This is a genomic window from Nocardioides sp. NPDC004968, assembly GCF_040608935.1.
In the GTDB taxonomy this organism is placed as follows: Bacteria; Actinomycetota; Actinomycetes; order Propionibacteriales; family Nocardioidaceae; genus Nocardioides.
Genome location: NZ_JBEXJF010000004.1, coordinates 49,026 through 69,198, shown reverse-complemented (window position 1 = coordinate 69,198; position 20,173 = coordinate 49,026). Strand labels below are relative to the sequence as shown.

At 68.9% G+C, this 20,173-nt stretch carries 25 protein-coding genes; 9 read left to right on the top strand and 16 right to left on the bottom strand.

Translation table 11 applies throughout. The annotated features are described in order from the left end of the window. The first annotated feature begins 153 nt into the window (after window positions 1-153). The 4 genes from ABZU72_RS07125 to ABZU72_RS07110 are packed head-to-tail and all read left to right on the top strand — an operon-like array spanning window position 154 to window position 2,768. Window positions 154-552 carry a pyridoxamine 5'-phosphate oxidase family protein gene (locus ABZU72_RS07125; RefSeq protein WP_355018161.1) on the top strand — a complete coding sequence of 133 codons (399 nt, stop codon included), beginning with the start codon at window positions 154-156 and terminating at the stop codon, window positions 550-552. Further along, on the top strand, window positions 552-1,040 hold the full coding sequence (locus ABZU72_RS07120) for a flavodoxin family protein (protein ID WP_355018160.1): 489 nt from the start codon (window positions 552-554) through the stop codon (window positions 1,038-1,040). The genes ABZU72_RS07125 and ABZU72_RS07120 overlap by 1 nt, the downstream gene beginning before the upstream one ends. Window positions 1,041-1,059: 19 nt before the next feature. Further along, window positions 1,060-1,920 (top strand): septum formation family protein, encoded by an 861-nt coding sequence (locus ABZU72_RS07115; protein ID WP_355018159.1) that lies wholly within the window; start codon window positions 1,060-1,062, stop codon window positions 1,918-1,920. A gap of 2 nt (window positions 1,921-1,922) precedes the next feature. Continuing rightward, window positions 1,923-2,768 (top strand): septum formation family protein, encoded by an 846-nt coding sequence (locus tag ABZU72_RS07110; RefSeq protein ID WP_355018158.1) that lies wholly within the window; start codon window positions 1,923-1,925, stop codon window positions 2,766-2,768. A gap of 108 nt (window positions 2,769-2,876) precedes the next feature. On the opposite strand, the gene era is transcribed toward ABZU72_RS07110, so the two are convergent. The 3 genes from era to ABZU72_RS07095 are packed head-to-tail and all read right to left on the bottom strand — an operon-like array spanning window position 2,877 to window position 5,433. Then, window positions 2,877-3,803 carry a GTPase Era gene (era, locus tag ABZU72_RS07105; protein WP_355018157.1) on the bottom strand — a complete coding sequence of 309 codons (927 nt, stop codon included), beginning with the start codon at window positions 3,801-3,803 and terminating at the stop codon, window positions 2,877-2,879. Beyond that, the gene (locus tag ABZU72_RS07100) at window positions 3,800-4,582 is read right to left on the bottom strand and encodes a siderophore-interacting protein (protein ID WP_355018156.1); all 783 of its coding nucleotides are present in this window, start codon (window positions 4,580-4,582) and stop codon (window positions 3,800-3,802) included. Before ABZU72_RS07100 ends, era begins: the two co-directional genes overlap by 4 nt. Window positions 4,583-4,632: 50 nt before the next feature. Then, window positions 4,633-5,433 (bottom strand): helix-turn-helix transcriptional regulator, encoded by an 801-nt coding sequence (locus tag ABZU72_RS07095; protein ID WP_355018155.1) that lies wholly within the window; start codon window positions 5,431-5,433, stop codon window positions 4,633-4,635. 86 nt (window positions 5,434-5,519) lie between these two features. Here ABZU72_RS07095 and ABZU72_RS07090 point away from each other — a divergent pair, with 86 nt between their 5' ends. Beyond that, window positions 5,520-5,927 (top strand): isomerase, encoded by a 408-nt coding sequence (locus tag ABZU72_RS07090; protein ID WP_355018154.1) that lies wholly within the window; start codon window positions 5,520-5,522, stop codon window positions 5,925-5,927. A gap of 1 nt (window position 5,928) precedes the next feature. Then, window positions 5,929-6,552: a hypothetical protein gene (locus tag ABZU72_RS07085; RefSeq protein ID WP_355018153.1), complete on the top strand. Its 624-nt coding sequence runs from the start codon at window positions 5,929-5,931 to the stop codon at window positions 6,550-6,552. On the opposite strand, the gene ABZU72_RS07080 is transcribed toward ABZU72_RS07085, so the two are convergent. Then, the gene (locus ABZU72_RS07080) at window positions 6,553-6,891 is read right to left on the bottom strand and encodes a VOC family protein (RefSeq protein ID WP_355018152.1); all 339 of its coding nucleotides are present in this window, start codon (window positions 6,889-6,891) and stop codon (window positions 6,553-6,555) included. It abuts the gene before it with no gap. Between the two features lies 1 nt (window position 6,892). Beyond that, on the bottom strand, window positions 6,893-7,429 hold the full coding sequence (locus tag ABZU72_RS07075) for a pyridoxamine 5'-phosphate oxidase family protein (protein ID WP_355018151.1): 537 nt from the start codon (window positions 7,427-7,429) through the stop codon (window positions 6,893-6,895). A gap of 434 nt (window positions 7,430-7,863) precedes the next feature. Here ABZU72_RS07075 and ABZU72_RS07070 point away from each other — a divergent pair, with 434 nt between their 5' ends. Beyond that, complete coding sequence (locus ABZU72_RS07070) at window positions 7,864-8,625, top strand: hypothetical protein (RefSeq protein ID WP_355018150.1); 762 nt, start codon at window positions 7,864-7,866, stop codon at window positions 8,623-8,625. A gap of 62 nt (window positions 8,626-8,687) precedes the next feature. Here ABZU72_RS07070 and ABZU72_RS07065 read toward each other — a convergent pair whose 3' ends face one another. Then, entirely contained in the window at window positions 8,688-9,992 is a 1,305-nt protein-coding gene (locus tag ABZU72_RS07065; RefSeq protein ID WP_355018149.1) for a class I SAM-dependent methyltransferase, read from the bottom strand. Continuing rightward, window positions 9,989-11,377, bottom strand: a complete 1,389-nt coding sequence (locus ABZU72_RS07060; protein WP_355018148.1) for an FAD-binding oxidoreductase — start codon at window positions 11,375-11,377, stop codon at window positions 9,989-9,991. Before ABZU72_RS07060 ends, ABZU72_RS07065 begins: the two co-directional genes overlap by 4 nt. A 150-nt stretch (window positions 11,378-11,527) precedes the next feature. Between ABZU72_RS07060 and ABZU72_RS07055 the strand changes: the two genes are divergently transcribed. Further along, window positions 11,528-11,809 carry a hypothetical protein gene (locus ABZU72_RS07055; protein WP_355018147.1) on the top strand — a complete coding sequence of 94 codons (282 nt, stop codon included), beginning with the start codon at window positions 11,528-11,530 and terminating at the stop codon, window positions 11,807-11,809. Window positions 11,810-11,824: 15 nt separating this feature from the next. Here the strand turns inward: ABZU72_RS07055 and ABZU72_RS07050 are convergent, their stop codons facing one another. The 9 genes from ABZU72_RS07050 to hrcA all read right to left on the bottom strand — a co-directional run bounded on the left by ABZU72_RS07050 (window position 11,825) and on the right by hrcA (window position 19,702). Beyond that, the gene (locus ABZU72_RS07050) at window positions 11,825-12,160 is read right to left on the bottom strand and encodes a cytidine deaminase (RefSeq protein WP_355018146.1); all 336 of its coding nucleotides are present in this window, start codon (window positions 12,158-12,160) and stop codon (window positions 11,825-11,827) included. Then, on the bottom strand, window positions 12,144-13,487 hold the full coding sequence (locus ABZU72_RS07045; protein WP_355018145.1) for a hemolysin family protein: 1,344 nt from the start codon (window positions 13,485-13,487) through the stop codon (window positions 12,144-12,146). Before ABZU72_RS07045 ends, ABZU72_RS07050 begins: the two co-directional genes overlap by 17 nt. A gap of 17 nt (window positions 13,488-13,504) precedes the next feature. Continuing rightward, complete coding sequence (ybeY, locus tag ABZU72_RS07040) at window positions 13,505-13,969, bottom strand: rRNA maturation RNase YbeY (protein WP_008363762.1); 465 nt, start codon at window positions 13,967-13,969, stop codon at window positions 13,505-13,507. Further along, a complete protein-coding gene (locus tag ABZU72_RS07035; RefSeq protein ID WP_355018298.1) occupies window positions 13,966-14,907 on the bottom strand; it encodes a PhoH family protein in 942 nt (313 codons plus the stop codon). Before ABZU72_RS07035 ends, ybeY begins: the two co-directional genes overlap by 4 nt. Window positions 14,908-15,097: 190 nt before the next feature. Beyond that, window positions 15,098-16,150 carry a winged helix DNA-binding domain-containing protein gene (locus ABZU72_RS07030; RefSeq protein ID WP_355018144.1) on the bottom strand — a complete coding sequence of 351 codons (1,053 nt, stop codon included), beginning with the start codon at window positions 16,148-16,150 and terminating at the stop codon, window positions 15,098-15,100. Window positions 16,151-16,165: 15 nt separating this feature from the next. Then, entirely contained in the window at window positions 16,166-16,627 is a 462-nt protein-coding gene (locus ABZU72_RS07025; protein ID WP_355018143.1) for a Gmad2 immunoglobulin-like domain-containing protein, read from the bottom strand. Window positions 16,628-16,686: 59 nt separating this feature from the next. Then, on the bottom strand, window positions 16,687-17,430 hold the full coding sequence (locus ABZU72_RS07020) for a 16S rRNA (uracil(1498)-N(3))-methyltransferase (RefSeq protein ID WP_355018142.1): 744 nt from the start codon (window positions 17,428-17,430) through the stop codon (window positions 16,687-16,689). A 6-nt stretch (window positions 17,431-17,436) separates the two neighbouring features. Further along, complete coding sequence (gene dnaJ, locus ABZU72_RS07015) at window positions 17,437-18,630, bottom strand: molecular chaperone DnaJ (RefSeq protein ID WP_350840099.1); 1,194 nt, start codon at window positions 18,628-18,630, stop codon at window positions 17,437-17,439. A gap of 37 nt (window positions 18,631-18,667) precedes the next feature. Beyond that, on the bottom strand, window positions 18,668-19,702 hold the full coding sequence (gene hrcA / locus ABZU72_RS07010; RefSeq protein ID WP_355018141.1) for a heat-inducible transcriptional repressor HrcA: 1,035 nt from the start codon (window positions 19,700-19,702) through the stop codon (window positions 18,668-18,670). Window positions 19,703-19,899: 197 nt separating this feature from the next. Between hrcA and ABZU72_RS07005 the strand changes: the two genes are divergently transcribed. After that, complete coding sequence (locus ABZU72_RS07005; protein WP_355018140.1) at window positions 19,900-20,172, top strand: hypothetical protein; 273 nt, start codon at window positions 19,900-19,902, stop codon at window positions 20,170-20,172. Window position 20,173 lies beyond the last annotated feature (1 nt).

The window sequence follows — 20,173 nt, the reverse complement described above, 5'->3', positions numbered from 1 at the left end:
AGTCCGGCTTTCTCAGACCCCGCTGCGGCAGCTAAGGAGGAGGCTGCGCATCATGACTCGGTAACAATAACAGAACAGAACTGGCAGACTGACCGGGCAGGCGATTGATCCTCAACACTGAGACAGAAGTGACGACGAAGGGGAGGAACGGGCGTGGCCCAACTGGCAGAGCTCACGGTCGAGGAGTCCTGGCGACTCGCGGCGGACATCCAGGTCTCCCGGATCGGCTGGAACGGCCCGCGCGGCCCGGTGGTGCTGCCGGTCAACCACGTCGTGCACGAGGAGGCCCTCTGGATCCGCACCTCGGCCCACTCCTCGATGGCCGAGCAGATCGACGAGAGCGCCGTCGCGCTGCTGGTCGACGACCTCGACCCCGACACCCATGTGGGCTGGTCGGCGCTGTTCAAGGGCCGCGCGGAGATCCTCTACCGCGAGGACCAGATCCCCGACCTCGTCAAGAACCTCCACCCCTGGCCGGCCGGCCCTCGTCCGTTGTGGGTGCGGCTGCGCCCCAAGGAGGTCACCGGCCGCCGCCTGGGCGCTGACGGCTGATGCCTCGCCTGCTCGTCGTCCACCACTCCCCCACCCAGTCGCTGCGGCGCCTGACCGATGCGGTGGTCTCCGGCGCCAACGATCCCGAGATCGAGGGCGTCGAGGTCGTCGTACGTCCCGCCCTGGAGGCGACGGCCGACGACGTCCTGGCCGCCGACGGCTACGTGCTCGGCACGAGCGCCAACTTCGGCTACATGTCGGGTGCGCTCAAGCACTTCTTCGACTCGACCTTCCTGGCCGTCGGTGGCGCGCTCGACCCTTCCGGGGGCGCTGGTGAATCTGCCGGCGAAACCGCGAAGCGGCCCTACGGCCTCTACGTCCACGGCCGCTACGACACGACCGGCGCGATCCGTTCGGTCCAGTCCATCGTCGGCGCGCTGGGATGGGCGCAGGGCTACGACATCCTCGACGTCCTGGGGGACGTCGAGGACACGCATATCGAGGCGGCGTACGAGCTGGGAGCCACGCTGGCCGCGGTCCTCGACTGATTGTCCTTTCGGTCTGCTCATGGATTCGCAAGTAGAGTCGATCCCCGTGATCGGCCATACCCCCAGACGTACGACATCTCTGTCGCTCCTGATCGTGGTGCTCGCCGTCCTCGCGCTCAGCGGGTGCGGCGGCGATCGGGCTGCCGCCAAGGGCGAGGACCCGAAGCAGGTGGACTCAACCACGCTGCCCGAGGTCGCCAAGTGCCGCAACCTCACCCACGAGGATGTCGCCGAGGCCTACAACTTCGACAAGTACGTCGGCTGCGACGAGCCGCACAACGCCGAGACCTTCGGCGCCGGACCGCTTCCGGACGAGTTCAAGGACGCGGAGTACGGCGACGAGAAGGTCAACGAGTGGGCCTTCAGCCAGTGCCGCAAGCTGCTGGAGAAGTATGTCGGCACCAACCAGAGCCTGCTGATGCGCTCGATGCTCTCCCACGTCTACTTCGGCCCCTCGGAGAAGGCCTGGGACGAGGGCGCGCGCTGGATCCGCTGCGACGTGGTCGGCGGCGGCCAACAGGGCGCCGAGTACGTCGACCTGCCGACCACCACCCGCAACCTCCTCAAGGTCAAGAACATCGAGGACATCGAGGACCGTTGGATGGTGTGCGCGCAGGGCAAGACGGTCACCTCCGCGAAGGTGCCCTGCTCCGAGCCGCACCAGATGCGGGCGGTGACGACCATCAAGCTGGGCGAGGACAAGACCAAGTTCCTCGGCGTCGCGGAGTCGAAGAAGAAGGCCTCGCAGTACTGCAAGGGCTCGGTCCAGGCCTGGTTGGGTTACCCGGAAAGCTTCGACTACGGGTACACATGGTTTGGAGAGAAGGAGTGGAACGCCGGCAACCGCTGGGCGGTCTGCTGGGCGGTGACCGAGGAGTGAGCATGCGAGACACGCTGAAGCGGGGCCCGAAGCGATCGGCGCCGTTGTGGGGGGCTCTCGTCGTCGTGGGGGCCATGGCTCTCGCCGGTTGCGGTGGCGGCGAGCCGAAGTCGGCTCCGTCACCCTCGTCGGCGCCTCCGTCCGCCTCCGCGTCTGCGGCTCCGTCCCCGAAGGAGGGGGCCTGCTACAACCTCACCTACGACGAGGCGCTGGCCCCGACCGCCGGCGGCACCGCGGTCTCCTGCAAGGGCAAGCACACCACCCAGACGTACGCCGTGGGCCGGCTGAGGAACGTCGTCGACGGCCACCTCATCGCGGTCGACTCGGAGCAGGTCGCGGCCCAGGTCGCCGAAGCGTGCCCCAACAAGGTCACCAAGTACCTCGGTGGCGACGCCGACGACCTGCGTCTCTCGATGCTGCGCCCGGTCTGGTTCACGCCGACGATCAAGGAGTCCGAGGCCGGCGCCAACTGGTTCCGCTGCGACGTCATCGGCATCGCCGGCCCCAACGCCCTGATGACCCTCAAGGGCAACATGAAGGGCGTCCTGGGCGACTCCGACACCGCCGAGCCGTTCCGGATGTGCGGCACGGCGTCGCCGAAGTCCGAATCCTTCAAGCGCGTCCCGTGCTCCCTCAAGCACACCTGGCGGGCGCTGTCGGTCATCGACCTCGGCTCCGGGAAGTACCCCGGCGAGGCGAAGGTCAACAGCGCCGGCGCCGAGGACTGCAAGGCCGCTGCCGCCGAGGTCGCCGACGACCCGCTCAAGTACGAGTGGTCCTGGGAGTTCCCCAGCGCCGAGCAGTGGCAGGGCGGGCAGACGTACGGGATCTGCTGGGCGCCGAGCTAGGGCGGATGGAATACCCGGTTAACCGGGTATTCCTGCACTTCTCGGGCATTGCAACACCTGAGAAGTGCAGGAAAGACCGGAGCGCTGTGACCGGTGAGACGCCTGGGACTAGAACCCGAGCTTGCGCAGCTGCCGCGGGTCGCGCTGCCAGTCCTTGGCGATCTTGACGTGCAGGTCGAGGTAGACCGGCATACCGAGCAGCTCCTTGATCTGCAGGCGCGCGCGCTGGCCGACGTCCTTGAGGCGTGAGCCCTTGTGGCCGATCACGATGCCCTTCTGGGAGTCGCGCTCGACGTACAGGAAGGCGTGGATGTCCATCAGCGGCTTGTCCTCCGGACGGTCCTCACGCAGCCGCATCTCCTCGACGACGACGGCGATGGAGTGCGGGAGCTCGTCGCGTACGCCCTCCAGGGCTGCCTCGCGAATGAGCTCGGCGATGATGATCTCCTCGGGAGAGTCGGTGAGCTCGCCGTCGGGGTAGAGCGGCGGCCCCTCGGGGAGGAGCTTGATCAGCAGGTCGCCGAGGAGGTCGACCTGGTCGCCGGCGACGCTGGAGACCGGGACGATCTCGGCCCACTCAATGCCGAGCTCGACCCCGAGGGTCTGGATCGACATCAGGTGCTCGCCGATCTGCTCGGGGGTGGCGAGGTCGGTCTTGGTGGCGATCGCGACCCGCTTGATGCCCTTCTTGAGCTTGTTGGCGTTCTCCGCGATCCGGCGGTCACCGGGGCCGATCTTCTCGTTGCACGGGAAGCAGATCGCGACCACGTCGACCTCGGTCCAGGTGGCCTCGACGAGGTCGTTGAGGCGCTCGCCGAGCAGCGTACGCGGCCGGTGGATGCCCGGGGTGTCGACCAGGATCAGCTGGCCGTCGGGCCGGTGGACGATGCCCTTGACCACGGTGCGGGTGGTCTGCGGCTTGTCGGAGGTGATCGCCACCTTGGTGCCGACCAGCGCGTTGGTCAGGGTGGACTTGCCCGCGTTGGGGCGTCCGACGAACGACACGAAGCCGCTCCGGAAAGCTGGCTCGGTCACTGTTGCTGCTCCTGTTGCTCGTCGTATCGCTGCCAGATCTGCTCATCGGTGAGCCCCTGGGCCTTGCCCTCACGCCACACCGGTCCGGGATCGACCGCGCGCGGCTGCCGCTTCTGGCCGCCACCGCGCCAGTAGCCCATCACGTCGTAGGCGTGCGAGTCGAGCTTCCGCTCGCGCATCAGATGCTTGCGGATCGCCCGCATCTGGCTGGACTCACCGGCCATCCAGAAGTAGCCGTCGCCTTCGGGCCACTCGATCTTCTCCACGGCCGCCGCCAGGTCGGAGGAGGTCTCCGACGGCGGCGTGGACCAGGTGACCTCGGCGGTCTCCGGGAGATATCCGGGCAGGTCGTCGGGGGTCTCGGCCCAGATTCGCGTCGGCAGCGAAGTGGTCTCGGCGATCCGCGCCATGGCCGGCATCGCGGTCAGATCGCCGACCAGCAGCAGCCATTGTGCGCCGTCGGGCGCGGCGTAGGAGCCCTTGGGCTCGGTGATCGTGACCGTCTGCCCCACGGGATCGGTGCGCGTAGCCCACTCGGTCACCAGACCGACGTCGTGGACGACGACGTCGAGGGTCAGCTCGCCACCCTGCCACGACCGCACGGTGTAGTAGCGCGACTGGAACTGCCCCGGGACGATCAGCCCGACCCATTCGTCGGGGATCCCGGTGGACTCGAACCCGGCCAGGCCGGGACCGCCGAGCACCAGACGTACGAGGTGGGGCGTGATCTGCTCGCGCCGCAGCACCTCCGCGGCGTACTGCTGGGCCTTGACACTCATCGCCTCAAGGTTATCCGCGCAGACGCGGCCCGCCCGCATCAGCGCCGCACTCATTCGTGGCTGATGGCGAGCAGAGCCTCTCGAGTCGCGTCGTCGGCCGGGAACATCGCCTCCACCGCGATCTCGTCGACCGTCACGTCACGAGGCGCGCCGATCACGGAGAGGACGTAGAGGAAGGACAGATCTCCGAGGCTCGTACGCAGCAGCAGCGGCAGCACCGGCAAGGCGCCGTCCCTCGCCGTGACCGCCGGCGCCTCCACCTCGGCTCCGGGCGGTGCCGGATAGCCCTCCACGTCTTCGAGGAGCTCGACGAGGCCACCGGCCGCGGTGCGGTCGAGCTGCCGGCGGATGCGGCCGACGACGTGGGCCCGCCACTGCGGGTAGTTGCGCACCTGCGCCGCCAGGCCGTCGGGATGCAACGTCGCGCGCAGCATGTTGAGCCGCGGCTGCCGCAGCGCGTCCGGCAGCGGAGCCAGGAAGAGCTCCATGGGCCGGTTGGTCGCCACCATGTCCCAGCGGACGTCGACCGCGCAGGCCGGATAGGGCTCGTGGGCGGTGAGCACCGCCTCGACGGCGGACCTGGCGACCCCGAGGTCGTCGAGCGGTCGCTCCTGGTAGACGGGCGCGAACCCTGCCGCGAGATAGAGCCGGTTGCGCTCGCGCAGCGGCACCTCGAGCTCCTCGCAGAGCCGCTCGATCATCGTCCGGCTCGGGCCCGACCGTCCCGTCTCGATGAAGCTGAGATGGCGGGCCGACACGTCGGCCGCGATCGCCACCTCGAGCTGCGAGCGACGGCGCCGCTCGCGCCAGTCCCGAAGCAGCTCTCCGACGCTCAGCTGGGCCGTTGTCATGCACCCAGGCTGCCGGGCGGAGCGCGGCGCGGCAACTACCCAAGAGGTAATCGACAGGGCTCACCCGAAGGCGGATCGTCTTGGCCATGACGACTGAAACCACACCCCGTTCACCTGCCGCCACCGCCGAGGCGTACGTCTCGTTCTGGAACCTCTCCGCCGAGGAGCAGCGCACCCTCGGCGCCACCCTGTTCGCCGACGACGTCGCTCGCTCCACCCCGATCGGCGAGTCCGCGGGCCTCGAGGCGCTGATCGACTTCACCCGCCAGTTCACCGAGGGAGTCGGTGACTACACGTTCATGGCCCGCGCCGAGCCCGACTCGCACCACAAGCACGTCCGGGTGCGCTGGGAGATCCGCAAGGAGGAGGGCTCGTTCGCCGAGGGCACCGACGTCCTCGATCTGGACGGGTCCGGACGGATCGCCGCGATCACCGCGTTCATCGATCGCGCCCCCGACGGCTTCGATCCCGACGCCCACCACGAGGAGGACTGACGTGTTCCTGATCGAGATCGCCGCTCCCGCCGGAGCGCTCATCGACGGCGACCGAGCGACGCTGACAAAGGCGGTGACGTCGCTCCTCAACGAGGGCGTCAGCGCGCCGGAGGAGACCATGGCTCGAGGCCGAGCGGTGACCCACATCGCCTTTCGCGAGCTCGCCGGATGGACCACCGGTGACGGGACGTGGAGCCCGCCGGCCCCGCCGCCGCTGGTCATCACGGCCACCGTTCCCGAGGCTTGGCGGGAGGAGATGTCTCGCCCGTTGTCCGGCGCCATCCGTGCCGGCGTACGCAGACTCGACCGCGACCACGGCTGGACCAGGCCGGGCGGGCACCTCTGGATCAACCTCGTCGGGATCGCGGACGGCAACATCGGGCTCAACGGCAGCCCCGCGACAGCGGACGACCTGACGAGCTGGATGACCGAGGAGTTCCGTTCGCGACACAGCGCGGGCGGCGAGGTCGACCTCCCCGAGGGCGTCGTCATCGATCCGATGTGCGGCATGCAGGTCACCCTCGGCCGCGGAGCGATCACGCTGGAGCACGACGGGGAGACCATCGGCTTCTGCGCGGCGTCCTGCCGACGTGCCTACGCCAAGGAGCACGGCGTCCCGGCCTGATCAGGCCGGGCCACCGCCCAGCCCGACCTCGTTGCCGTCAGGATCGCGGAAGATGGTCTTGCGGACCCCGTTGTCGTACGTCTCCTGCGACTCCGGCCGCAGGCCGCGGTCGGCGATCGCGGCGAGGCGGGCGTCCAGGTCGTCGACGAAGAGGGTGACGAAGCCACGGCCCGCGAGCTCCGGCCTCACCTCGACGTAGAGGTAGCCGTGCTCGACCACCTCGAAGACGGCCTCGGCGTCGTTGGGGTAGAAGGCCGGCGGGCCACCGAGCAGCGCCTCGTACCAACGGGCCGCTCGGGCCAGGTCCGCTACCGGAAGTCCGGCGAACAGGTCGGTCATCTCAGAACCTCCAGCGGGTCGCACCGTAGGGCTCGACGGTCGCGACCGCGTGGGCGGAGGTCGCGTCGATGCGGAAGACGTGCCAGGGCGCCGGGCCGGCGCTCTGCGCGTTGAACGGCGCCGTGACGGCCTCGCCCGACTCGTCGACCTCGGCTGGCCAGCCCTCGTCGTCGTGGTAGTGCTTGGCCACGCGCTCGAGCTCGTCGCCGAGGACCCGCGTCACGCGGCCCTCCACGACCAGGTCGAACTCACGGACCGAGAGCGACAGCGCGCAGCGGGGGTCGCGGGCGTGGTTGCGGCCACGCCGCGTCCCAGGCCCCGTGACCAGGTAGAAGCTGCCGTCGAGCCAGATCGCGCCGACGGCGTTCATGTGCGGACCGCCGTCGGCGTTGATCGTGCTCACCCAGGTCGTGTAGCGCCCGGGCTCACCCTCCTGCGACCCGGGCCCCTGGTTGAAGCCCTGGTCCAGGCGAGCGGTCACCTCCGCCCAGGACATCGGCGGGGCGTCGTACATCTCGGCGAGGTTGTGGGTCTCCATGACTGTCTCCTTCGGCTGGAACAGGATGTTTCACCTACTCCACGAACAGAAAAGGCCGATTCCGACACCGTGCCACAAACGAGTGGGCGAAGGTGACAGCCAGACCGCGCTTCAACCTGCCACTTTCGCCCACTCTCGATGGCCGTCGACCAGGGGTGTCGGTGGTCACAGCGATGCTGAGCCCCATGGATCTCATCGATATCGAAGGCCAACCCCTCGAGGACACATCGACGGTCTTCACAGGCGACGCACCGCGAACGACCACCCGCCGACGACGTCCGCGACAACCTCGGCGGCGGGGTCCGACCTGGGAGCGGGTCGGGAACGGCGTGTACGTGCCAGCGGGGCTCGACGGTGACTCCCGGTGGCGAGCCGAACTGGCGGCCTGGACAGATGTTCTTCCCGGTTCGGCCGTTCTCACCGGGTTGACCGCCATGCGGCTCCACGACCTCTGGCTTCCGCCGGTGCCCGACGATCTGCCGGTCTTCGCGGCGCTCCACGAGTCGTCTGCGCGGATACGCCGGCCCGAACTGCGGATCAGTCGACACCCGCGACCACCGGCAGCCATCTCGCTCGACGATCTTCGGGTCGCGCCGGTGTCCGACGCAGCTCTGGCCTGCGCACGCGACCTCGGCGTCTTGGATCTGGTGGTCCTGATCGACAGCGCCCTCCATCTGGAGAAGTGCACGCTCGCCGATCTCCAGGCCGCCGCGGCCACTGGGCGACCGGGCTCACGTCGGCTGAGCGAGGCGTTGCGCTGGTGCGACCGGCGCTCCGAGTCCGCCTGGGAGTCCGTCCTGCGGATACTGCACACCGCGTGCGGGGTCGACGTCGAGCCACAGGTGGACATCCACGACGCCCGTGGCGTCTTCATCGGGCGAGCCGATCTCCTGGTGACCGGGACCAGAACGCTGCAGGAGTACGACGGAGCACAGCACCGTGAGCGCGGGCAGTACCGCCGCGACCGGGGAAGGGACGCGGACCTCGCCAAGGCCGGATACGTACGCCACGGATGGATCGCGAGCCAGGTCCGCCACGACAGCTGGCTGATCCTCCGTGCGGCGATGGATGCGCTCGGACGAGAGCTCACCGTCGATGACATCCGACCATGGTGGAAGCTCCTGGAGGCGTCACTCTTCTCGAAGACAGGAACGGCGGCGATGCGCCGCGCATGGCGGTTGCCCGAAGTCTCTTAGCGAGTGGACGAAAGTGGCAGCCGGACCGCGGTCCGAACTGCCACTTTCGCCCACTCAGCTACTCAGAAGGCGTGCCGCAGCGGGTAGCCGGAGAGCCCGTCCACCGTCTTGGTGGCGAGCACGTGGTGGAGCTGGATGTTGTTGCGCTCGAAGCCGATCCGGGAACCGGCCATGTAGATGCCCCAGACCTTCGCGGTGCCGAGGCCGACCTCGTTGACGCAGGCGTCCCAGTTGTCGCGGAGGTTGTCGTTCCACGCCGTGAGGGTCTTGGCGTAGTGGACCCGGATGTTCTCGTGGTGCTGCACCTCGAGGTCGGTGTTCTCGATCGCGGACACGATGGTGCCCGAGCCGATCAGCTCGCCGTCGGGGAAGACGTAGCGGTCGATGAAGGCCCCCGCGTTCGCCTTCGAGATGTTGTCGGGACGAGTGATGCAGTGGTTGAGCAGCCGACCCCCGTCGCGCAGCTTGCTCTTGATGAAGCCGAAGTAGGCCGGGTAGTTGGCCACGCCGATGTGCTCGGTGAGCCCGATGGAGCTGACCGCGTCGAAGTCCCCCTCGACCACGTCGCGGTAGTCGGAGAAGCGCACCTCGGCGACGTCGTCGAGACGATCGGCCTTGATCGCCTTCTGGGCCCAGTTGGCCTGCTCGCGCGAGAGCGTGACACCGAGCGCCTTGACGCCGTAGTGCTTGGCCGCGTGGCGCACCATCCCGCCCCAGCCGCAGCCGATGTCGAGCAGCCGCATGCCGGGCTCGAGCCCGAGCTTGCGGCAGATCAGGTCGTACTTGGCCGCCTGCGCCTCCTCGAGCGTGGCGTCATCGGTCGGGTAGAGCGCACAGGTGTAGGTCATCGACGGGCCGAGGACGTACTCGTAGAAGGTGTTGGAGACGTCGTAGTGGTGGTGGATCGCGTCGGCGTCGCGCTCGGGCGAGTGCCGCGTCCACGGCAGCGCGCTGATCGCGCGACCGGAGAGGTGGCGTACGTTCTCGGCCCGCTGCCGCCATGCCGGCAGGTGCTCCTGCGGCGGTGGCTTGGGCGGGACGAAGTTCTTCGCCCCGAGCGCGCGCACCATGTCGACCGTCTCCCGGGGACTGGGCCGTTTGAAGTCGGTCTTGTCCAGGATCAGGTCCAGGAGCGGGTAGGGATCGCCCGGGTGGATGCCGTGCAGGGCCATGTCACCGCTGACGTAGGCACGTGCCAGCCCCAGATCGCCCGGCGCGGTCAGCAGGAACGCGAGCCCGCGCGGGTTGAGGATCTCCATCCCGAAGGGAGAGTCCCTGTCGCCGGCGACACTGCCGTCGTACGCGGTGAGCTTGATTGGCAGCCCACCCTCGAAGAGTTCGTTGATGGTCTCTGCAATGTGGTTCACAGTCTCTTCACCGCCTTGCTGTACAGATCGGTCAACCGGTTGCCGGGGTCATACCTCGCCTTCACGGCAGCGAGGTTGTCCCCGTCATAGAGAGCGTCGAAGACATCCTTGTCATAGAACGCCTCGGAGTAGAGCGATTTATGCCCGCCGAGCTCGTGGACCTGTTCCTCGATCGCACGGTTCTTGGGGGCGTTGACGGCTCCGGGGCCGACATGGACCGTGCCCCAGAAGCCGACGTTGACGTACGTCCGGCCCGCCTCGAGCGGGTAGGTCGGCCATTTCCCTCCAGTGTTCGTCCCCTGGGAGACCAGCGGACACAGCCACACCGGCCGCATCCCGATCTCGGCATCGAACCACTCCAGGAACGCCGGAAGGTTCTCGACCGGGACCTCGATGTCCTGGATCACCCGTTCCCGCAGGAGCCGTCCGGCACGCGCGTCGAGCTTGTCGGCGATGCCGAACTTCCGGTCCAGGCCGACAAGCTTCATGTAGACGTCCGAGCGCCGTAGCCGGCGCGGCCACACTCTGCGGAGGTACTTGTTCTGCGCGCCGAAGGCGCCCGAGCACCAGAACCAGTCGGTGTCCCAGCGCCACACGTAGTCGTAGGTGGTCAGCAGGTCAGTCTCACGCTCTTGGATCGAGCGGTAGTAGATCTGCTGGCCGCCGTAGTCGCTGGCCCGTTCGGTGACCTGTTGCGTGGCCTTGTCGGTCCAGGTCGCGAGGGTCAGGTAGTACTCCCCCGGCTCGAACGCGACACCGTCGAGCCCGTCGACCCGCTCCCCCTCGTACGTCCTGCTCTCGGTGATCTGCGCGATCGTCTTCGTGAGCAGGCCGAGGTCGTCGAAGCGCACGTGGCGCAGCGCGACGTAGCCCGGCACCTTCTCCAGCTTGATCTTGAGCCGGGTGGCGTAGCCGAGGGAGCCGTAGGAGTTGGGGAAGGTGTCGAACAGATCCTCCCCCGGACGCGTCGTGACGATCTCGCCCGCCCCGGTCAGGATGTCCATCTCCAGCACCGACTCGTGCGGCATCCCGTTGCGGAACGAGGTGGCCTCGATGCCCATCCCGGTCACCGCGCCACCGAGGGTGATCGTGCGCAGCTGCGGGACGACGTACGGGATCATCCCGTACGCCAAGGTGGCGTCGACGAGGTCCTCGTAGGTGCACATCCCCTGTACGTCGGCAGTGCCCGCCTCGGCATCGACCTCGATCACGCCGCCCAGGCCGGAGACGTCGAGACCGGGGGCGTCTGTCGCCGCCCGGGCCCGGAAGAGGTTGGTGGTGCGTTTGGCCAGCCTGACGGGAGCGCCGTCAGGGATCCGCTTGTAGGAGGCCGTCAGCCGCTCGACGGCCTCGGTGTGTCGTTGCCAACCAGTCTCACCCGTCACTCCACGCACTTTACTCGCGCCCTGGGATCTCGGGTTTCGATTTTCACGTTCGTTCGCTTACAGTCACAAGCGCCGACTGCTCCCGTCGAGCGCCCCCAATCTCGTGCACCCTGGAGGGTCCCCATGTCCAGTGCTGCCCATCGTGACGCTGTGTCAACGCTCGCCGAGAAGGCAACCCCCTACTTCACCGAGAACCAGGTCAAGTGGCGCAACAAGTCCGTGTCCCAGGCCCGGCTCGCGCTGGCGATCGACCAGATCGTCGTGCACATGCGTGAGAAGGGCGTCGACATGGCGACCATGAACGGCCTCACCGCCTACCGGGACGAGGACGGGATCCACGTCACGATCGAGCTGGGCACCCTTCCGCTCCTCGCCGAGTCCGGCGGGGCCGGCGGCACCGGCGGCACCGGCGGTCACCGAGCCGCTCGCTGAGCAGCCCGCGAGGACTCAGCGGAGGTTGCCGCGCGGGTCGCCGACGAGGACTGGGACGTCCTCGCCCGCGAACTCCTTGACGATCGAGAGGTCGTTCGCGGAGGCCTCCTCGGCCTCGCCGAGCACGACCACGGCCTCGAGGCCCTTGGACCCGGAGGCCACCGCCATCGCCACGCAGACGCCGATCGCGGAGACCTCGAGCGAGGGCAGGTCCACGGTGGCGGCGGCGTAGGTGCGGCCGTCGAGGTCGCGTACGGCTGCTCCTTCGGCCGCGCCGGTGCGGGCACGGGTCGCGCGAGCCAGGGTCACCAGCTTGCGGTCCTCCGCGGAGAGCTCACTCTGCTCGGGCATGTGCCTCTTTCTTCCTGTCCGTCTTCTCGCTCTGCTCGTCCTCGTCGTCGGCCTCGGTCTCGGCCGGAACGACGACGCTGATGCGTACGGTACCGATCTTGTTCCGCCGGCCGGCAGCCTCCTCGGCCACGAAACAGAGCCTGTGGGCCTCGACCTCGGTCCCGGGAATCGGCACCAGGCCGAGATGCTTGGCCATCAGACCGCGTACGGAGTCGACGTCGTCCTCCTCGACGGGGACGCCGATGAGCTCCTCGAGGTCGCTGACCAGGAAGCGGGAGGGCACCCGCCAGGAACCGTCGCCGAGGTGGAGCGGCTCGCGGTCCTCGATGTCGTACTCGTCGGTGATCTCGCCGACGATCTCCTCGAGGATGTCCTCGATGGTGATCAGGCCGGCGGTGCCGCCGTACTCATCGACGACCACCGCGATGTGCTGGCGGTGCTGCTGCATCTCGGCCAGCAGCTCGTCGACCGGCTTGGAGTCGGGGACCCAGGTCGGCTTGCGCATCAGCGACTCGACCCGCTGGGTGGTCTCGACCTCCGGCGCCTCGAAGTCTCGCGCGACGACGTCCTTGAGGTAGACCATCCCGATGATGTCGTCGAGGCTGTCGTCGATCACCGGCATCCGGGAGTAGCCCGAGCGCAGGAACAGCGACAGCGCCTGGCGCAGGGTCTTGCGGCGTTCCAGGAAGACGATGTCACCGCGGGGCACCATCACCTCGCGGGCACGGGTGTCGCCGAGCTCGAAGACCGAGTGGATCATCCGGCGCTCGTCGGCCTCGATCAGGTCGGAGGCCTCGGCGATGTCGACCAGCTCGCGCAGCTCGGTCTCCGTCGAGAACGGGCCCTTGCGGAAGCCCTTGCCGGGGGTGAGCGCGTTACCGAGCATGATCAGCAGGCTCGGGATCGGGCCGAGGATGGCGGTGATCGCTCCGATCGGGCCGGCGACCGCGAGGGCGATGCCCTCGTGGTGCTGGCGCCCCAGCGTACGGGGACCGACGCCGATGACCACGAAGGAGACCACGGTCATCGTCCCGGTCGTGGTGAGCACCGTCGGCCACCAGTGCCCCCGGTAGAGGTCGTACGCCCACAGCGCGACCAGCACGGTCGCGCCGATCTCGCACAGCATCCTGAGCAGCAGGACCGTGTTGACGTAGCGGGCGGGGTCGCCGACCACCGCCACCAGGCGCTTGGCACCGGCACGGCCCTCGGAGACCAGCTCCGCGGCCCGGGCGCGGGAGAAGGCGCTGAGCGCCGCGTCGGCCGCCGAGAAGATGCCGGCGATCAGGACCAGAACTGCGGCTGCGATCAGCAGCCTCGCATCGTCCATGAGTGTTGGTGGTGCTCCTACTCGGGTGCGGTGGCCGAGGAGCCCCAGGCCTTGAGCAGCTTGGCCTGCAGCCCGAACATCTCGGCGTGCTCGTCGGGGTCCACGTGGTCGTAGCCGAGCAGGTGGAGGATGCCGTGGGTGGTCAGCAGCTCGATCTCCGCCACGGTGCCGTGGCCGGCTGCCTCTCCCTGCTTGGCCGCGATCGTCGGGGCGATGATGATATCGCCCAGATCGCCCTCCTCCGGCTCCTCGTCGAGGCGGCCGGGGAGAAGCTCGTCACCGGGGAACGAGAGCACGTCGGTCGGGCCCTCGGTGTCGAAGTAGCGCTCGTTGAGCTCGGTGATCGTCGCTTCGTCGCCGAACTTGATCCGAAGATCGGCCTGCGGGTGCACACGCAGCTGCTCGAGCAGGAAACGAGCGAGCTTGGCGACGTGCTCGACGTCGATCTCCTGCTCGGACTCGTTGATGATCTCTGTGCTCATCTACCCTCTCCAGAGGCCCGGCCCTGGCTCTGCACGTCGTGCTCCTCGTAGGCGGCGACGATCTTGGCGACCAGTCGGTGGCGTACGACGTCGTGGCTGGTCAGGTTGTTGAAGCTGATGTCCTTGACGTCGTCGAGGATGCCCTCGACGACCCGGAGCCCGGACTTCTGGCCGTTGGGGAGGTCGGTCTGGGTCACGTCACCGGTGACCACGATCTTGGAGCCGAAGCCGAGGCGGGTCAGGAACATCTTCATCTGCTCGGGCGTGGTGTTCTGCGCCTCGTCGAGGATGATGAAGGAGTCGTTGAGGCTTCGTCCGCGGAGGAACGCGAGCGGGGCCACCTCGATGGTTCCCGACGCCATCAGCTTGGGGATCAGCTCCGGGTCCATCATGTCGTGCAGCGCGTCGTAGAGCGGGCGCAGGTAGGGGTCGATCTTCTCGGTCAGGGTGCCGGGCAGGAAGCCGAGCTTCTCGCCGGCCTCGACCGCCGGACGGCTCAGGATGATCCGGGTGACCTGCTTGGTCTGCAGCGCCTGGACCGCCTTGGCGACCGCCAGGTAGGTCTTGCCGGTGCCGGCCGGGCCGATGCCGAAGGTGATCGTGTGCTTGTCGATCGCGTCGACGTAGCGCTTCTGGTTGAGCGTCTTGGGGCGGATGCTGCGGCCACGGTTGGAGAGGATGTTGAGGCTCAGCACGTCGGCCGGCTTCTCGGTCGTGTCGGCCTGGAGCATGCCGATCACCCGCTCGACCGTCTCGCCGCTGACGCCCTGGCCGGTGCGGATGATCTGGACCAGCTCCTCCAGGACCCGCTCGATCATCGCGATCTCGCTGGGGGCGCCGTGAAGGGTGATCCGGTTGCCACGCACGTGCACGTCGGCGTCGAAGTGGGCCTCGATGATCCCGAGGTGCTCATCGGCCGGACCGAGGACGGTCACCATGTCGACGCTGTTCGGAACGACCACGGTGTGCTTGGTGGTCGCGGTGACCCCCTGGTCGGAGGTGTCGGTCGGAAGCGGACTTGGGTGTCGATCGGTCATGGATGCCCGGAGCGGGCCCTTTCTCGTCACGAGGCTGATGCGTCCATGGTACGCGGGCGCTCGGCCCCTCTCCTACTGGATAGTTCCGGCGTCAGCTCGCGAGCAGCGACTCGACGCGGGAGGTCTCCTCGGCGAGCTCGTCGCGCTCCTCGGGGGTGAGATCACGGAAGAGCTTGCGGACCTCCACCTTCCCCTCGACCGGTTTCCAGAGACCGACGAGGTGGCCGCCGGCGATGATGACCGCGCCACCACGAGCGATGCCCCACTCCTTGCGGGTGCCTTTGGCAGTGATCCGCTCGCGGTTGGCATGGGCGAGCCAGAGGTTGTCGTACGTCCCGAGCAACCGCGCCGGGGCGTGCTCCTCGCCGGTGGCGAGCGGTGCGTCCGGGACGTCGTAGAGGGTCTTGCCGGCCTCGTCGCGGTAGGTCACCAGCCCCTCGATCTGCTTGATCACCGGGCCCAGGCGGGTCAGGGACGACCAGGTGGTGATGTCGGCGGCGGTCGCCGGCCCGAAGGCGCGCAGGTAGCGGCGTACGATCTCCGGCGCCAGCGTCGGGACGACATCGTCCACGGCCACCGGCGGCACGCCCGTCCAGCGCGGGAGCAGGTCGTAGACGAGCCCGCCCGAGCCCTTCCACAGGCCTCGCGGCGGCAGCTGGACCAGCGGCAGCTCGTTGCGCGCCCGCAGGCCGAGCGCCTTGGCCGGTACGCCGGGGAAGTGCTCGACCAGACCGGCCTCCAGGGCCGCGTTGGGCAGCGCCCCGAGAGCGAGTACGTCCTCGGCCGCCTCCACGAAGCCCTCCAGCTGCGCCGCCGGGCGGACGATCTCGACCCGCTGGGTGTAGAAGTCGTGGACCGGCTGGGTCCAGGCCCTGATCAGCGCGGCATCCGCGGCGGTGTGCATGTGGATCGTCGACCGCAGCGAGGAGAGCCGCACCAGCGCGCTCGACTCGAGCTGGGCGCTGAGCGCGTAGGGGTCGAACGACTCCAGCCGGGCGGCCAGCGCGAAGAACGGCGGCATCGACTCCTGCGCCTGCAGGCCGACCAGATGCTCGATCATCTCGGCCGGGGTGAGCGAGGCCCGCGACAGCAGGTGCTGGCGGAGCAGGAGGGTCCGGTTGAGCTGCCGTTCGGTGAGGATCACGGTAGCGATGATCTCCTACTCGACGGTGATCCGGGCGCCAACCTCCTCAGAAGGCTTCCCCTCGCCGTCGGAGGTGTCGTCGGTGCGAGCGATGAAGAGGTACGTCCCGGGCTCGAGCTCGGAGACGTCGACCGTGGTCTTCCACGGGTAGAGCTTGTCCACCCAGCCCTCGGCCGTCGCGGCCCCCTCGAGCACCGTCTCGCCAGTGGTGTCGCGGACCTCCCACGGCACGTTCGCCTCGTTCGAGTTGGCCTTGCCCGAGGCCTCGAAGCTGTCCGACACCGTCGCGCCCTCGGCCGGTGCCGCCAGCGTGATCAGGCCGGAGGTACGTGGCAGTGTCGACGGCTCCTCGGACGGCTCGGCCGACACGTCGGGATCCTCGGCGACGGCGTCGTTGCTGCCGCACCCGGCAGCCAGCACGCCGCAGAGAGCAAGAGCGATCATGGCGCCCGCCGGACGCGTACGTGTGCTCCTCATGCCTCCATACTCACCCGGCATCCCCGAAGGACGAACCCACCACGCCGAGCAGTCGGCGGTCAGTCCCAGCGGCGGGTGCGGGCCAGGAGGGCGGCGCTCGCCGCTACGCCTGCCGTCGAGGTGCGGAGGACCTCGCCGCCTAGGCGGATGGTGGTGGCGCCGGCTTTCTCGAACAGGGAGATCTCCTCGTCCGTCAGGCCGCCCTCGGGGCCGACCACGACGAGGATGGTGCCCTCGTCGATGACGGGGACCGCACCGAGCGGGAGGGTGCCCTCCTCGTGGAGCACGACGGCGACGTCGGCCGCCTCGATCATGGCCACGACGGCGTCGGTGGTGGCCAGCGGCTCGACCTCGGGGTGCCACAGCCGGCGGGACTGCTTGGCGGCCTCCCGGGCGGTGGCCCGCCAGCGGGCCAGGGACTTGACCGCGCGCTCGCCCTTCCAGACGGCGACCGAGCGGGTCGCCGCCCACGGGACGATGCTGGCCGCGCCGATCTCGGTGAGCATCTCGACGGCGAGCTCGCCGCGGTCGCCCTTGGGCAGCGCCTGGACGACCGTCAGGGCGGGCTCGGGCGGCGCGTCGCCGAGGATGATCTCGTCGACGCGTACGGTCATCGACTTCTTGGTGGTCTGCGTGATCGTGCCGGTGACGCCCTCGCCGGCGCCGTCGGTGAGCACGACCTCCTCGCCGACCCGGAGGCGGCGTACGACGACCGCGTGATGGCCCTCGTCGCCGCTCACCTCGATGTCGTCGCCGACACGGGTGCCGACGAGCGACTCGACGAGGTGAACGGGAAGGGTCATCGTGGATCAGTGCCCGTTGAGGGTGTCCTTGAACCAGGAGAAGACGCCGCCCTTGTGGGCCGCCTTGAGCTGGCCCTGGACGGACTCCTCACCGCGCATCTCGGCGAGCTGGCGCAGCAGCGCCTCCTGCTCGAGGTCGAGCTTGGTGGGGGTCTCCACGTTGATGGTCACGATCAGGTCGCCGCGACCGCCCCGCAGACCGGGGACACCACGACCACGCAGGACGTGGTCGGTGCCGGACTGGGTGCCGGGCTTGAGGTCGATCTGGATCGAGGCGTCCTCGGGGTCGATCTGGTCGGCGCCCTCGCCGACGAGGTCGGCCTCGAGCGTCGGCAGGTTGAGCGTGGTGCCGAGCGCGGCCGCGGTCATCGGCACCTTCGCGGTGCAGTGCAGGTCGTTGCCCCTCCGGGTGAAGGTGGCGTGCTTGGCGACGTGGATCTCGACGTAGAGGTCGCCGGCGGGGCCGCCGCCGGGGCCGATCTCGCCCTGCTCGGCGAGCTGCACCCGGGTGCCGTCGTCGACGCCCGGCGGGATCTTGACGGTCAGGGTGCGGTGGGAGCGCACCCGGCCCTCGCCGCTGCAGTCGCGGCACGGGTCGGGGATGACGGTGCCGAAGCCGTTGCAGGCCGAGCACGGGCGCAGCGTGCGGATCTCGCCCAGGAAGGAGCGCTGCACGACCGCGACCTCACCCTGGCCGTGGCAGGTCTCGCACGGGATCGGGTGGGAGCCTTCCGCGGCCCCCTCGCCACCACAGGTGTCACAGACGACGGCGGTGTCGACCTTGAGGTCGCGGGTGACGCCGAAGGCGGCCTCGGCCAGGTCGATGTCGAGACGGATGAGGGCGTCCTGCCCGCGGCGTACGCGCGGACGGGGGCCACGCCCCGCGCCTCCGGTGCCGGCACCGGCGCCGCCGAAGAAGGCGTCCATGATGTCGGTGAACGAGAAGCCTGCGCCCTGTGCGCCGAAACCGCCCGCGAACGGGTCGCCACCGCGGTCGTACGCAGCCCGCTTCTGCGGGTCGCTCAGCACCTCGTAGGCGTGGGAGATCTCCTTGAACTTCTCCTGCGACTCGGCGTCGGGGTTGACGTCAGGGTGGTACTGGCGCGCCAGCTTCCGGTACGCCTTCTTGATCGTTGCGTCGTCGGCGTCCTTGTCGACACCGAGGAGCTCATAGGGGTCCAACGTCGGTCTTCCTGCCATCGAAGTTCGCTGATCTTCCTTGAATCGAGTCTGCTGCTCAAGCCTCGTCGAGGATCCGGGAGAGGTAACGCGCCACCGCGCGCACCGCCGCCATGGATCCGGGGTAGTCCATCCGGGTGGGGCCGACCACGCCGAGCGTGGCCAGCGCCTCGTCGCCAGGTCCGTAGCCGGTCGCGACCACGCTGGTCTGGGAGAGCTCCTGGTAGGGGCCCTCGGCACCGATCCGCACCGTGACCAGTCCGCCCGCGGTCGCCTCGCCCATCAGCTTGAGCAGGACGACGTGCTCCTCGAGGGCCTCCAGGAGCGGGCGTACGGCGGTGTCGAAGTTGTCGCCGAAGCGGGCCAGGTTGCTGGTGCCGCCGATGGAGATCCGCTCGTCGGAGCGGTGGTCGTTCATCGCCTCGATCAGGGCCTCCGCCACGGCGGCGGCGAGCGGGTCCTGCGGGGCGTCGGCGGGCGCGTCGGGCGGCTGGGCGATCGTGCGCAGCGCCTCGCCGGCGTCGGCGATGACGGCGCCGGCGACCGCGGTGTTGATCTTCGCGCGCAGCGTGGCCAGGGTCTCCTCGGAGACCTCCTCGGTCACCTCGAGCAGTCGCTGCTCGACGCGGCCGGTGCTGAGGATGAGCACGAGGAGGAGCCTGGTCGGGGCCAGCGCGACGAGCTCGACGTGGCGGACGGTCGAGCGGCTCAGGGTCGGGTACTGCACCACCGCGACCTGGCGGGTCAGCTGCGAGAGCAGCCGGGTCGAGCGGGTGACGACGTCGTCGAGGTCGACCGCGCCCTCGAGGAAGCCGGCGATCGCCCGCTTCTCGGCCGCGGTCATCGGCTTGACCGTGGTCAGCCGGTCGACGAAGAGCCGGTAGCCCTTGTCGGTGGGCACCCGGCCGGCGCTGGTGTGGGGGGCGGTGATGTAGCCCTCCTCCTCCAGCGCGGCCATGTCGTTGCGTACCGTCGCCGGGGAGACACCGAGACCGTGACGCTCCACGAGCGCCTTGGAGCCAACCGGCTCCTCGGTCTTCACATAGTCCTCGACGATCGCCCTGAGGACGGAGAGCCTGCGTTCGTTCTGCATCTGCCCTCCTATCGTCCTGGCTGCCTGGCACTCATTCCGTGCGAGTGCCAATCCTACCGGTTCGCGTCACAGGCACCAGTTTCCGGTGGCCGCTCCGCTCTGTGGAACGGGACACTTCTGTCGCCATCGAGATAGCCTTAGGTTAGGCTGACCTTAGAGCCATTCGCTGTACTGTTTCCGCCCCACTGGAGAGTCCTATGATCGCCGACGATCTGCTGGTCCGCATCACGGCCCACGCCAACGACGAGCACCAGGCGGACCTGTGCCGCTCGCTCTCGGCTCGGCTCGGGCTGCGACCGCGTCACATTGTCGGCGTACGCCTCTCCAACCTCACCGCCGAGAGCGTCGACGTATCCTGGATCGCCCTCGACGGCGGCCACCACGTGACCTTCAGGTTCCCGGAGACCGCGGCCACGCCGGACGAGGTTCTCGAGCAGCTCGGGCGCGTGCTCACCGGTTCTCGCTGCTGAC